General features: G+C 64.3%; 13 protein-coding genes. 3 read left to right on the plus strand and 10 right to left on the minus strand.

All coding sequences use genetic code 11. The features are described 5' to 3' along the window. Window positions 1–409 precede the first annotated feature (409 nt). The gene (locus C481_RS02635; RefSeq protein WP_006107334.1) at window positions 410–805 is read left to right on the plus strand and encodes a universal stress protein; all 396 of its coding nucleotides are present in this window, start codon (window positions 410–412) and stop codon (window positions 803–805) included. A 94-nt stretch (window positions 806–899) separates the two neighbouring features. On the opposite strand, the gene C481_RS02640 is transcribed toward C481_RS02635, so the two are convergent. Continuing rightward, window positions 900–2360 carry a YjiH family protein gene (locus C481_RS02640; protein ID WP_049904369.1) on the minus strand — a complete coding sequence of 487 codons (1461 nt, stop codon included), beginning with the start codon at window positions 2358–2360 and terminating at the stop codon, window positions 900–902. 589 nt (window positions 2361–2949) lie between these two features. Here C481_RS02640 and C481_RS02645 point away from each other — a divergent pair. Next, the gene (locus C481_RS02645) at window positions 2950–4179 is read left to right on the plus strand and encodes an FAD-dependent monooxygenase (protein ID WP_083860875.1); all 1230 of its coding nucleotides are present in this window, start codon (window positions 2950–2952) and stop codon (window positions 4177–4179) included. 335 nt (window positions 4180–4514) lie between these two features. Here C481_RS02645 and C481_RS02650 read toward each other — a convergent pair whose 3' ends face one another. The 5 genes from C481_RS02650 to C481_RS02665 form a co-directional block, all read right to left on the minus strand. Continuing rightward, a complete protein-coding gene (locus C481_RS02650) occupies window positions 4515–4838 on the minus strand; it encodes a hypothetical protein (protein WP_006107337.1) in 324 nt (107 codons plus the stop codon). Window positions 4839–4842: 4 nt separating this feature from the next. Beyond that, window positions 4843–4974, minus strand: coding sequence for a hypothetical protein (locus tag C481_RS22885; RefSeq protein WP_275040049.1), 132 nt, complete (start codon window positions 4972–4974; stop codon window positions 4843–4845). 20 nt (window positions 4975–4994) lie between these two features. After that, the gene (locus tag C481_RS02655; RefSeq protein ID WP_006107338.1) at window positions 4995–6494 is read right to left on the minus strand and encodes an aldehyde dehydrogenase family protein; all 1500 of its coding nucleotides are present in this window, start codon (window positions 6492–6494) and stop codon (window positions 4995–4997) included. A 216-nt stretch (window positions 6495–6710) separates the two neighbouring features. After that, window positions 6711–6896 carry a hypothetical protein gene (locus tag C481_RS02660; RefSeq protein WP_006107339.1) on the minus strand — a complete coding sequence of 62 codons (186 nt, stop codon included), beginning with the start codon at window positions 6894–6896 and terminating at the stop codon, window positions 6711–6713. Window positions 6897–7016: 120 nt separating this feature from the next. Then, window positions 7017–8096: a cupin domain-containing protein gene (locus C481_RS02665; RefSeq protein WP_006107340.1), complete on the minus strand. Its 1080-nt coding sequence runs from the start codon at window positions 8094–8096 to the stop codon at window positions 7017–7019. A gap of 165 nt (window positions 8097–8261) precedes the next feature. Between C481_RS02665 and C481_RS02670 the strand changes: the two genes are divergently transcribed. Further along, on the plus strand, window positions 8262–9137 hold the full coding sequence (locus C481_RS02670) for a fumarylacetoacetate hydrolase family protein (RefSeq protein ID WP_006107341.1): 876 nt from the start codon (window positions 8262–8264) through the stop codon (window positions 9135–9137). Window positions 9138–9211: 74 nt separating this feature from the next. On the opposite strand, the gene C481_RS22545 is transcribed toward C481_RS02670, so the two are convergent. The 4 genes from C481_RS22545 to C481_RS02685 all read right to left on the minus strand — a co-directional run bounded on the left by C481_RS22545 (window position 9212) and on the right by C481_RS02685 (window position 13209). After that, the gene (locus tag C481_RS22545) at window positions 9212–9538 is read right to left on the minus strand and encodes an acetate--CoA ligase family protein (protein WP_241434640.1); all 327 of its coding nucleotides are present in this window, start codon (window positions 9536–9538) and stop codon (window positions 9212–9214) included. Continuing rightward, the gene (locus tag C481_RS02675; protein ID WP_006107343.1) at window positions 9459–9977 is read right to left on the minus strand and encodes an acetate--CoA ligase family protein; all 519 of its coding nucleotides are present in this window, start codon (window positions 9975–9977) and stop codon (window positions 9459–9461) included. The genes C481_RS22545 and C481_RS02675 overlap by 80 nt, the downstream gene beginning before the upstream one ends. Beyond that, on the minus strand, window positions 9974–11362 hold the full coding sequence (locus C481_RS02680; RefSeq protein ID WP_006107344.1) for a CoA-binding protein: 1389 nt from the start codon (window positions 11360–11362) through the stop codon (window positions 9974–9976). Before C481_RS02680 ends, C481_RS02675 begins: the two co-directional genes overlap by 4 nt. A gap of 293 nt (window positions 11363–11655) precedes the next feature. Continuing rightward, a complete protein-coding gene (locus C481_RS02685; protein WP_006107345.1) occupies window positions 11656–13209 on the minus strand; it encodes a class I adenylate-forming enzyme family protein in 1554 nt (517 codons plus the stop codon). Window positions 13210–13227 lie beyond the last annotated feature (18 nt).

Here is a 13227-nt window from a genome sequence, read left to right on the forward strand (position 1 = left end):
GGTATTTCATCGCTGGCATCGTCTCCCGCATCGAATACAGTATTTGAACTCGCAGTCATCCTCAACTGATCACTTCGATAGGCCATCACACGTTTCACAACGATAAAGCGTTCGACAGCGCGCCGACCGAGTCACTCGTTCCCCGGCACGCTGTCTCGGCGACTACCGCTCTCGAATCGGTCGAGTCTCTCCCGCAGTGGGGCTGAACGGTCGGGAATCTCTCGTTTTACCCCACCTCTCAGTTCGGTTCGATCGACATGACGGTACGCGAAACAAACAGCTATATGCCTGAGGCGTGCTAACTGCTATCGATACGACCAGTGGTCAGTGTCCTGCATCGGCACACCGAACGAGTGCAGCCGAGCGCAGTCACTCGACTCACGGTCGCCGTTCCAGTCTCACCCGACCTATGCAAACGATACTCCTCTGTGCCGATACGGATGGCGAACGAATCACCGAGCAGGTCGACTCAATCACGAGCCTGCCGCTCGAGCAGGATCGCGTGCGGGTACTCGTCTATCACGTCTTCCGGACCGACGACGACGAGGTCAACGCCGCGAATCTCAAGGCGGTCCAGTACGCCACCGCTGAACTCGAGGCAGCGGGCTTCGAAATCGAGGTGCGCCAGTCGAGCGGGGATGCCGTACGGAACATCCTCGAAACGGCTGCGGCCGTCGATGCCGACCTGCTCAGTATCGGCGGCAGAAAACGATCCCCGACCGGAAAAGCGCTGTTCGGCAGCGTCGCACAACAGGTGATGCTTCGATCGGAGCGCCCGGTCCTGTTCTCCACCGCCGGCGAGTAAGCGGGTTCGGTCGCCGGATTCTGAACTCGCGTGGGTTCGGCTTGCGCTACGCGTCTTCGAACGCCGGTTGCCGTGTCGTGTTCGTCGTCGCGGGTCACAGGAGGCCGACGAACACCGCAGCGTGAACTAGGGCTGCGGTGATCGGAACGAGGAGGACCGTTCGCATGACGAACAGCACGAAGAGGTCCCGGAACCGGATCGGAATGTCGTCGAACATGTCCACCATCATCGGGGCCGACGCGGCGAAGAAGATCGCCTGCGAACTCACGACGATCACGACGAACGCTTTCGTGATCACGTCGGTGCCAACGACGAGCGTCGCGGCGATGAACATCTCCGCGCCGCCGATGATGATCGCCGAGGCGGCGATCTGCGGGTCCGGAATGCTCAGGGCCGCCAGGACGGGGACCAGCGGCTGCGAGATCACTTCGAAGACGGACGTGTACTCGTTGAGCGTCACGACGGTGATCCCGATCGAGAGGATCGTTCCGAGCATCATCGCCGTCAGCTTCATCCCGTCGATGAGCCCTTCAATCGCGGACCGCGGAATCGAGGCCCCGTGTTCGGCGGTTCTGACCGCCTCGTTGAACGCGAACCGGATGTAATCGCCGACCGAGCCGCGGAACTCCGGTTCGGGATCGGGGGTCGCGACGTACTCGTTCGGAACGGTCGACAGCGGCGGCACGCGAACGAGGATGACCGCCGTCGCGATGACGCTGATCAGGTAGAGGAAGACGACGATCGGGAAGATGTGCAGGATGTCGAGCACGGCCGCGATCGCGCCGACCGTTCCCAGGTTCCCCGTCGCGAAACAGGTGCAGATCGCAAAGACCTCGCGTTTGTTGTAGCCGCCGCGGTCGAAGACGTTTCGAGTGAGGTAGTAGCCGATACTGAACGACCCGAGCCAGGACGCCGCGCTGTCCAAGGCCGCGCGGCCGGGGAGGTTGAACAGGGGCCGCATCACCGGCTGAGACAGCGTGCCGACGAACTGGAGGCCGCCGAGTTCGGCGAGCAAGTTGACGAACATCGCACCGATCGGAATCACGAGCGCGATCGTCAACAGGAGGCCGCCCCAGACGACACCGGAGGTACTGTCGCTGAGAAGCCATTCCGGGCCGGTTCTGAGCAGGATCGGTGCGGCGACGACGATTCCGAGCAGGCGAAGCGCCCAGAATAGCTTCGAGGTCTGCCAGTAGTCGAGTTCCAACCGATCGACGAGTCGCTGGTCGATCGTCGCGAGTCCCTGATAGTGAAGCATCGAGACGCTCGTCAAGAGACCGCCGCCGAGAATCAAGCCGAACGTAAACACTTCCACGAGAAACGGGTACGACTCCTGAATGAGACCGACGACGACATCGAGCGGGATCGTCGTCTGTCCCTCCCATTCGATCGGAAACAGAAAGAAGAACGACCCGATCCCGAAGGCGAGAACGAACCGTAATAACGGCCGCGGGCGCTTCTCGATCAGCGTCACGTTGTCGATCGTTTTGTCCTCCGGCTCGGCGTTCTCTCCTGACATGTGCTCGTCACTCTCCCACGCGGTCCTCCCGAACATGGTCCGAGGGTATTTTTCATTAACAATAAAGTCACCGATCATGCGTGGTTGTTACTGACCAACTTACACCAATAGTGTTGTTTCGTCACACATTGTCTTCTCACGACGAGCCGAGAGCCGGCGTCGAACTGATCGCACGGACAACCGATGTACTCCATTCCGATCGTGAAGAACGGTGAACTCGTCGCCGACCGATCACGGATTACAATCATCGCTAATACGGGCTGGATATGTGAAATCGGTCTCCAGAAATAATTATTTTGAATTTTTGTAATACACGCGTAGTATGTGCGCGGATCTCATCCGGGAGCAGTTACCATCAAACAAACGGTCAGATTTTACGCACATACCGCTGTAACGCACAGCGTGTAACTCGCTCGGGCCAGTCCCGCCGGACTCGGCCCGTTCCGCCCATAGAACGCCGTCACCGATCTCTCCTTCCGGGTGGCTCGCGCTGGATACGCTGGATACCGTACATACCGCGGCCGCGTGCGCGCTCCGGACCCGGCCGGCAGGATGTCCTCATCCCTCCTCGACACGCGGTGAGCGACCACAACAATTATCACGGTTTGCCCCAACCACTCGTAGTATGAGCGGTGATACGACGGCATCTCCCGTACTGATAGCCGGTGCTGGACCGGTCGGAATGAGCGCAGCACTCGCCTTACACGCGCGAGGAATCGACGCAACGATTCTCGAAGCCGAATCTGCAGACCGGGATCGTTCCGGCAGTCGCGCCATCTACGTCCACGGGTCCACGCTCCGGACGCTCGAACGAGTTCACCCGGGGCTCGGTACCGACCTCGTCGACGAGGGACGCGTCTGGCCGACGCGACGCACGCTCTTCCGGGGCGCGGAAGTGTTCAGCCGAACGTACGACTCTCCCGGCGGCTCGGGTGACATTCCACACTTTACCAGCGTCCCGCAGGTCGTCACCGAGGACTACATGCACGACGCACTTGACGAGGCCGGCATCGACATCCACTGGGACGCCGAGGTCACTACCGTCGAGTCCTCACCCGACGGCGTCCGCGTCGAAACGGCCGACGGCCGCGAACGGCGCGGCGAGTTCCTGATCGGCGCGGACGGCGGCGGCTCGACCGTCCGCAAGGAGATCGGCGCGAACTTCGAGGGCGACCAGTCCGAGAACGCCTTCCTCATCGCCGACATCGAGGAGATCGAAGACGAACAACGCGAACTCGAGCGGGTGTTCCACTACGACGCGCCCGCGGCCGACGGCCGCAACGTGTTGCTCGTCCCCTTCACCGGCGGCTGGCGACTCGACATTCAGTGCATCGAGGGCGACGACCCCGAGGAACTCAGCAGCGAAGATCAGATGCGCGAGTTCATCCGCGACATCATGGGCGAGCGCTACGAGGACAACCTGCAGTGGGTCTCGAGTTACTACTTCCTCCAGGTGATGGCGGACACCTTCATCGACGACGACCGCCGGGTGCTGCTCGCCGGCGAAGCGGCGCACCTGCTCGCGCCCTTCGGTGCTCGCGGAATGAACTCTGGCATCGCCGACGCGGACGAGGCAGCTTCGGCGATTGCGGCCGCTATCGATGCGAGGACCGATGCGGTCGTCCGCGACGAGGTCGAACTGTACGCGGCCCGGCGCGAGAAAGCCGCCGAGTTCAATCTCAACGCGGCGGGACAGGCGCTCGAATACCTCCAGGGCGAGGATCCGGTGACGGTGTTACAGAAGGAGGCGGCGGCCTCGCTCGCGGATCAGTTCGAGACTGCGGGCGAGTGGCTCGACGACGCTCCGTACGGTCCACACGGGACGCCGCCGATCGTGTCGACCGGGAACTACTGACTCCTGAGCGCCCGAGTCGGAGACCGAACGCACCTGTGCTGCGGTCGGTCGTATCGCACGGTCTCAGTCCGCTTTTCTGCTGCTCACTCGCCGGGATTGTTCAAACCGAAGCGTTTGCGATGGTCGACGAGTTCACGACTGCACGAGGAACACGACCGAACGGAGTGAACTCGCCGGGAGTCGGTACTGCGCCTCCGGAGCGCGCTGGTGCTGCGGGAGTACCACTACCGCTACCGGGTCGCCATCGGCTCACCGAATACGCGGGACGTTGCACGTTGTCACAAAATCGTCACCGTCACTCCAAAGACACCGATACCTGCACCAACTCGGGCGTCTCAGACGAGTTCGAGTCGCTTGCCGACCCAGTGATCGCGCGCAGCCAGCACCAACGCCTTCTCGTCCGCGAAGTCGGTCGTCTCCGCGACGAACTCGTCCCACTCGCCCTCCGAAACGGTCTCGAGTTCAGCCGCGGCGTCGGCGGAACTGGGACTCGCCGCAACCAGGTCGTCGAACGAACTGAACTCGGTGCGGGCCTGGACGAACTCCGCATCGAACAGGTCGGTGAGCGGAATCTCGGTACCGGGGTCGTGTACGTCGGCGGCGGTCGGAAGATCGTCACGTTGTTCGGCGGCCGCTCTCACGTCGCTTTCGAGTGCCATGGGCTCACTTGGCGGTCGGGTATTGTAAATCCATTCCATTGTCGCCCGCGTCGACCGGCTCGGGTACCGTCTCACGCGCCGGCTCGCTGACCCGCGAGAAGCGGGCCCCGCCGACCGCCCGTTCTTCGTCGTCCATTCGTTCTCGTTCTCGGCCGATCAGAACGGGAACTCGCGGGGCTCGTGCTGGAGCGAGATCCACTTTTGCTCGGTGATCTCGTCCAGGAAGGCCTCGCTGTTGTAGCCGCCGACACCGGAGGCTCCGGTGCCGCCGAACGGGACGTGTGCCTCGTCGTTGATCGGCTGGTCGTTGACGTGGACCATGCCGGTCTCCAGCTGGTCGGCGATGCGTTTGCCCGCGCCGACGTCGCCGGCGTGAACCGAACCGGACAGGCCGTACGCCGTGGCATTGGCGAGTTCGACCGCTTCGTCGACGGTCGAGAACGGGATGACCGGCGCGATGGGACCGAAGTGCTCGTTGCAGGCGGCCGCCATGTCGTTCGTCACGTCCGAGAGCACGGTCGGCGCGACGACCAGCGAATCGTCGACGCCGTCCAGTTCGACCGTTTCGCCGCCGGTTTCGAGGGTTGCGCCGGCTTCGATCGTCCGCTCGACGTACTCGAGCATTTCGTCGCGCTGGGACTCGTCGATGATCGGGCCGACGACCGTCTCCTCGTGTGCACTGCCGACCGGAAGGCTCTCGGCGCGGTCGGTCAGTTTCGCGACGTACTCGTCGTAGATATCCTCGTGGACGAGGTGGCGATTGATGGAGATACACACCTGCCCCTGGTGGACGAAACTCCCGAACGCGGCGGCGTCGACGGCTGCGTCGACATCGGCCGCGTCGGTAACGATGTGGGCGTTGTTGCCGCCGAGTTCCATCGCGGGGACCGCGAGGTTTTCGCCGGCGGCAGCGGCGACGCGGCGGCCGACCGCGGTCGAACCGGTGAAGGCGACGACGTCGCTCTCGGGGTGGCTCGCGACGCGGTCGCCGATCTCGGACCCGCGTCCGGTGACGACGTTCAACACGCCCTCGGGCAGTCCGGCGGCGTCGAACAGGCGTGCGAACAGGAGGCCGCCGACGATCGGCGTGTTCGTCGCGGGTTTGAGTACGACTGCGTTACCGGCGGCGATCGCCGGCGCGACGGCGCGCATCGAGAGGTTCAGCGGAAAGTTCCACGGCGAAATCACCGTGACGACGCCCTTGGGGACGCGCTGGACGATGTTCTCTTTGCCGGGAATGTTCGACGCGGCGTGCTCGCCTTTCATTCGGCGGGGCAGCGTCGCCGCTTCCGCGGCTTGATCCGATGCTAGCTGGAGGGACGTTTCGCCCATTCCCCGCGTCCCGCCGGCCTCGTGGGCGAGCAGATCGATGATCTGCTCGCGATGGTCATCGAGCAGCCCCAGCATCTCCTGGACGACCTCCTGCCGTCGGGCCGGCGGCGTCTGTGCCCACTCGTCCTGCGCCTCGGCGGCCGCCTCGTAGGCCGCGTCGACGTCGGCCTCAGTTCCGGCCGGCACCGTCGCGACGGTCTCTCGCGTCGACGGATCCGCCACGTCGATCGTCGCCCCGTTCGTCGCCTCTCGCCACTCCCCGTCGATGTACAGCCGATTCCAGTCCGCATCGATGCCGTACGGAGACTCCATCTGTTTCCCCATACCATTCCATTCGGCGGCAAGCAGATCAATGTTTGCAGAGTGGACACCGGTGTTACCGGCTCAACGGCGGCTCTATCCGGATATCGAGATTTCGAACCTCGCGTCGCGGCGGCCGCCTGGAGACGACATATCCCGACACTGAACTCGATCGACCAGTCGAACGCGAAAGCGAACCCGACACGCTGGCGCACGCGGACACGCAACCGCGAGTCGGCATCAGTCTGCAGTCCGTTCGACGGCGGCGTCGAACACTTGCTCCGACCGGAAGACGCCGTAACACTCCTCACAGACCATCTGTCCTTGGACCGCGTATTCCCAGAGCTTTCCGCCACAGTCCAGACAGTCGAAGTGCGCTTGGACGAACGGATCCTCCTCGACGTACGGATTCTCGAACTCGGCCATACGAAGACGCTAGGGACGACAATCTATAAGAGTATTGCCTCTTTTGCTACCAGCCTTTCCGGATTCCCATACCGAGGTGGGAAGCGGAACCCGCACGAACGAATCCCGAGCCGGTTCAAATTAGCCGTCAATACCGGCTTCGGCGTAGAAGTTCATCGCCTCCAGAATCGGGCGGTCGGTCATGCCGAGGAGGATCGCTTCGTCGTCCGGTTCGTGGTGATGGGGTGCGTCCGGCGGCACGACGAAGATGTCCCACTGCCCCCATTCGAGGGCCTCGCCGTCGACGTGGGTCGCGCCCTCTCCTTCGATGACGAAGTAGACTTCCGTCGCGTTGTGGAAGTGTGCGTCCGTCGGCCCGTCGTTTAGCAGCTGCGCCCGGAAGGACATGGTCGGGAACAGCGGCTCCTCCCCCGTGGCCGGATTGACGTACGCGAGGCTGTAGCCGTCGTAAGGGTCCGGCTCGTCATTGTCAGCGCGCTGTCGGAGCGACGCTTCCATCTCGTCCCACCCGAAACGATACGGCGGCGTCGGCTCCTGATTCCCTTCGAACGGGCCGGGAATGGAGCCGTCTTTTTGCTCGCCAGCGGGACGCCCGCGCCCGTACTGGGAGGCCCAGTATCCCTGCGACTTCGTCACCGGCTGGCGCTCGAGTTCGTGATTCTCGAAGACGTGCGTGTTGTTCAGCGTATCCAAGAACAGCGGCAGGTCGAGAACGTCGAGCCAGGCGGCCGTCTCGTCGGAGTCGTTGACGTGGTCGTGCCACTCCCACTGCGGCGTGGTGACGAGGTCGTTGTCCTTCATCGGGAACTCCTCGCCGGCGACGACGGTCTTCATGTCCTCGTGGCCGTCGATGGTGAACCGAAGCGCGCTGGCGGCATGGCGGTGGGAGGGAGCGGTTTCGCCGGGTGAGACCGTCTGCACGCCGACGTAGATCGTGTTCGAAATCGCGTGTTCGGCGTTGATCGGAACTGCAACCCGTCGCTGGAAGCCCGGCGGGAGGTCGGCGATCGGCACGTCCGCCTCGATGCCGTCGATAGCGGCCTGGATATCCTCCCACTTCCAGATGTCCGCTTCGAGGTCGTCGAGGAGATGCCCCATGTCGTCTTCTACTTCCCAGAGCGGGCGGAGGTTGTGTTGCTCGAGGGTGCTCCGCGTGTCGGAACTCAACTCCAGGAGCTCCTCTGGCTCTTGTTCTGCCATAGTCGCATGTTTGATGAACGATACCATAAGTGTGTTGGAGGCACCATCGCTGTCGTAGATGGCTGTAACCGCGGCCGTTCGCTCTCCGGTCTGGTCTCACAGACCGCCGGACGGGTAGTAGACGAGAAAGGATGATTTATGTGGGCGTATCGCAGTGCATGTACTATGCGACTTGTCCGATTCAACGACGACAGGCTCGGCCTGTTGACCGACGACGGCATCGTAGACGTCACCGACCGCCTCGGACTCGAGACGAACGACCCGCTCCGGGAGTACGCGACCCGCGATCTCGACGCGAGCGAGTTCACGGACGCAGATGCGGACTACGACCGCGGCGAAGTACGTCTCGAATCGCCCGTTCGCCGCCCCGGAAAGGTCATCGCTGCACCGCTGAACTACGAGAACCACGTCGAGGAGGCCCTCGCGGACAAAGATATCGTCACCCAGGAGTGGTTCACCATCGAGGACAAGGGCTATTTCCTCAAGGCCCCCTCGAGCGTCGCCGGCCCGGAAGACGGCATCGAAGTACCGTTCAGCGACCGGCGCGTCGACCACGAGATCGAACTCGCGTTCGTCATGGGTGAGGACGTCAAAGATATCGACAGCGACGACGTCTGGGACGCCATTCTGGGGTACACGATCCTGCTCGACGTCTCGGTTCGGGGCGATCAGGACCGCTCGAACCGCAAGTCCTACGACACCTTTACGATCATCGGCCCTTGCGTCGCGACGCCGGACGAAATCGACGATCCGCACGACCTCGAGATGGAACTGAAGCTCAACGGCGAGACCCGCCAGCAGGAGAACACGGGCGAGATGATCTACAGCTGTGCCGATATCGTCGAGTACGCCTCGATCGGCGCGACGATCGAAGCCGGCGACGTCATCACCACCGGCACGCCGGAAGGCGTTAGCGCGATCACCGGTGGGGACACCATCGACGCCGAAATCGAGAGCGTCGGATCGATGGCCGTCGACGTGACCGAGCGCGACCTGTCCTTCGAGGACGTCGACGTGGAGAAGAGCCAGCTAAACGAGTAGCTGACCGCGTTCGACCGCCGACGCGTGCGGTCCAGCCGTTTCCTTCGTTTCGCCGTTTCGCGACGCCGACGGAGTCACGACCGGTTTCGTCTCCGATCCCTGCGGCGGTCTCCGTCGTCGTGGAGTTCGCCGTCGAGCGAGACGAGCGCGTCGAGGGCGACCGCTCCGTCCGGCCTCGCGAGTAGCGGATTAATCTCGACTTCGCGGATCGCCTCGCGTTCGGCCACCAGATCGCCGACGGCGACGATCGCCTCGGCGACCGCTTCCCGGTCGACTGCCGGAGACCCGCGGTAGCCGTCGAACAGCGGCGAAGCCTCGAGTTCACGCGTCATCTCGAGCGCCGTTGCCGTCGAGACCGGGGCGATTCTGTGGCTCGTGTCCTGGAGGATTTCGACGGCGATTCCGCCGAGACCGANCGAGACCGACGAGGACGGTCGGGCCGAACGACGGGTCTCGCGTGGCACCGACGATTACTTCGAGGCCGGCGTCCACGTCGATTCCTTCCTCGATGAGGACTGCTGCATCGAGACTCCGGTCGGCCGCGGCGTCGAAGATTCGCGTTGCGGCCGTTCGGACGGCATCGGCGTCGCGGAGGTTTACGTTCACGCCGGCGCCGCCGGCCCACTCGCTCTTGTGCTGGATCGACGGTGCGGCGACTTTCGCGACGACGGGGAAGCCGAGCCGCTCGGCCGCTTCGACGGCCGCATCGGGAGCGCGCACGAGTTCACCCGTCGGGGTTGTAAGCCCCCGGTCGGCGACGGCGGTCTTCGCTTCGGATTCGGTCAGCGCGGCCCGGCCGTCCGCCAGCGCCGCGTCGACGGGTGCGAGGGGATCGCTCATCGACTCACCTCCGTGCCGTCTCTCACCGTATCGGGAGTCCGGGTTCGCTTCGCGGCCCGGACGAGCGCGGCGACGGCGTCCGCGCCGGCCTCCGGCGTCCGGTAGGTCGGCACGCCGAGCGCCTCGAGTTCAGGGAGGGTCTCGTCCAGAGTGTCGTCGGGGCCGCCGGTGGCGAAGACGATCGGTTTGTCGACCGCGCTGACGAGTTCCTCGAGCGTCTCGGTCGGGTAGCCGATGCCGCCCTCGTACAGTTCGTAGACGAGGACGATGTCGATGGTATCGTCGCGTGCGACGGCGGCGACGACGTCGCCGAAGGCGGGCATCGGTCGCCCCGTGTCGACGGGATTCGCGGAGAAGGTGATCCCGGGGAGGATGTCCTCGATGACGGCTTGCGTTTCCGGATCGAGCGAGGGCAGCGTCGCACCGGCGGCCTTCAGTCGGTCCGCGATGGCGATGCCCGGTCCCGCCTGCGCGGTCACGACGCCGACGTTCGGCCCGTCGGGTCGGGGACAGGTCGCGAGCGCGCGTCCGCCGTCGAGTAGTTCGGCCGTCGACCGGACGGTCGGCACGCCGTACTGGGCGAACCCGGCTTCGTAGAGTTCGTATCGACCGGTCAGCGCTCCCGTGTGGGACTCGGCGAAGTCGCCGACGTCCTCCTCGCCGACGTTGTATGCGAGAACCGGCGTTTCTACGGCCCGGCAGGTTTCGAGGAGGCCGCGCGCGTCGTCCGACCCTTCGACGTGCAGCAGTATTGCATCGGTCCGGTCGTCGCCGTCGAAGTACGCGATTGCCTCGCCGAAGCCGACCGTCGCCCGATTGCCGAGGCCGACCATCGCAGAGACGCCGATTCCGCGGTTTTCCGCCTGAAACGCGAGCGAGTAGGCCAGCCCGCCGCTCTGTGCGACGATCGCCAGGTTTCCCGCCGGAACCGTCTCGATGCCCGTTGCAAACGTCGCGTATAGACTCTCGTCGGGAACCAGAAAGCCGCTCGTGTTCGGCCCGAGGAGGTCGACTTCGTTCTCGCCCTCGGTCGCCGCGGCGACGAGTTCGTCCTGCAACTGCTCGCCGTCCGCTCCCGCTTCGGCGAACCCGCCGGCGAAGATGACCGCCCCGCCGATTCCCGCTTCGCCGCACTCCGCGATAACGCTCGGCACGACCGGTGCCGGAACGCAGACGAGCGCGAGGTCGACGGGACCGTCGATGGCTCCCACCGAGTCGACGAACTCCCGGCCGAACACCGACCCCGAGGCGGCGGGGTTGACCGGATAGGCCGGCCCGTCGAATTCGATCGCATTCTGCACGGCTTCGTACCCCATCTTTCCCGGCGTGTCGGACGCCCCGACGACGGCGATTCCGCTGGGGTCGAATACGTCTTGTACAGCCATGCCAACCGTGTTGTTTCAACGGCGTGAAAACGTTTTCCCCGCGTGTAGTCTCGGATGATGACGATGCGCCGCTCGTCGCCGCATCGACCGCCTCGAAGAGCGCGTCGGTCGTCCCCGGTAGCCCGTACCGACGAGCGTCGCCGTTTCCAAATCGAAGAGGAACGCGCGCTACCGCGCCGAGCCGTCGTCCTGCAGGGGCAGATCGTACGCGTCCGGCAGCAGTTCGGTGTACACCGGTTCCGATCTGTTTCGAGCCCGGAAATACCGTCCCGTCGGGATGAATGCAGGCGTCGTCATTCGCCGCCGAAGAACTCGGTCGAGACCGTCTCGCGTTCGACCGTTCCGGTGTCCGTTCGGGGAAGCGGTTCGGTCGCCACTGCGTACTCGCGCGGGCGCTTGAAGTTCGCGAGCCGGTCGTGGTCCTTGCAGAACTGATCGAGGTCGTCGACGTCGACATCCGCGCTTTCGGTGTAGATGACGCAACCGACGCGGTGGCCCCAGCGCTCGTCTTCGACGCCGACGACGACGGCTTCGTCGATCGAGTCGTGCGTTTCGACGACGCCCTCGACATCCTCCGGATAGACGTTCTCGCCGCCGCTGACGATCATGTTGTCGACGCGGCCGACGATGTACAGGTAGCCGTCCTCGTCGACCGTCGCGCAGTCGCCGGTTCGGAGCCAGCCGTCGACCAACAGGCGGTCGGTCTCCTCGGGACGGTCTAAGTACCCGTCGCACATTCCCGGATTCCGCATGAGTATCTCGCCCGTCTCGCCCGGGTCGACGGTCGCGGTCGGATCGGGGTCCTCGCCGGGTTCGGCGGCTTCCACGACCCGGAGTTCACACGTGAACGACTCGGTGCCGATCGTTCCCGGGTGGTCCTCCTGGGCGGAGGGGTGTGCGAACGTCAGGTTGGGCCCGCCTTCGGTCAGCCCGTAGGTGTTGTACACGCCCTCGGTCAAGTATTCGGCGGCCTTCTCGATGAGTCCGTCCGTGACGATCGAGCCGCCGGTGCGGATGTACGAGAGCGTCTCGATGTCGTACCCCGCGTCGGCCTGCGTGTCCGCAAGCGCGTGTAACTGCGTCGGAACCGCGAGCATTCCCGTCACGTCGTGTTCCTCGATGAGTTGGAGCGCCTCGTCCGGATCGAAATCGGACTGGACGACCATCGCCGCTCCGGCCTGGATGTGCGGGAGGATCCAGGCGTCGGAGGTGACCATGTGATACCACGGCGTCGTCACCAGCGCCGTGTCCGTCTGTTCGATCCCCATCTCCATGACGACTTGCGTGCTACCGTACCACAGCTGTTCCTGGTCGAACAGCACGGCCTTCGGCGTGCTCGTCGTCCCGCTCGTGTAGAAGACGCCGTGTTCGCCCTCCGGTTGCGGTTCGACCGGTTCGGTCGAGGCGTCGGAGAGGAGTACGTCGTAGTCGAGAACGCCGTCGCGCTCGATCGATTTTTCGCCGGCGTGTATCGCTCTCTCGAACGGTACCCGGTCGAGTACCGATAGCGCCGTCTCGGCGTTTGCATCGTCGAAGAGGAGAACGCCCGCATCGGTCGGTTCGAGCATCGACGCCAGTGCGCCGGGACTCTCCCGAAACGGGAGTTGAACGTTTCCGACCCCGCGCTTCTGGCTCGCGAGCATCGCTTCGATCGCCGTCGGTCCGTTGACCGCAAGCGTTGCGAGCCGCCGACCCGGAGCGCGCTCGGCCAACGCGTTCGCCAGCCGCGTCGTGCGGTCGTCCAACTCCCCGTACGTCTGCGACTGCCCATCCTCGGTGACGATCGCCGTCGTCGACGAGTGACACCGGACCGTTCTCTCGAACGCGTCTCTGAGATTCTGGTTCATCCGCCTACGTATGGGAGG

Source organism: Natrialba asiatica DSM 12278 (genome assembly GCF_000337555.1).
GTDB lineage: Archaea > Halobacteriota > Halobacteria > Halobacteriales > Natrialbaceae > Natrialba > Natrialba asiatica.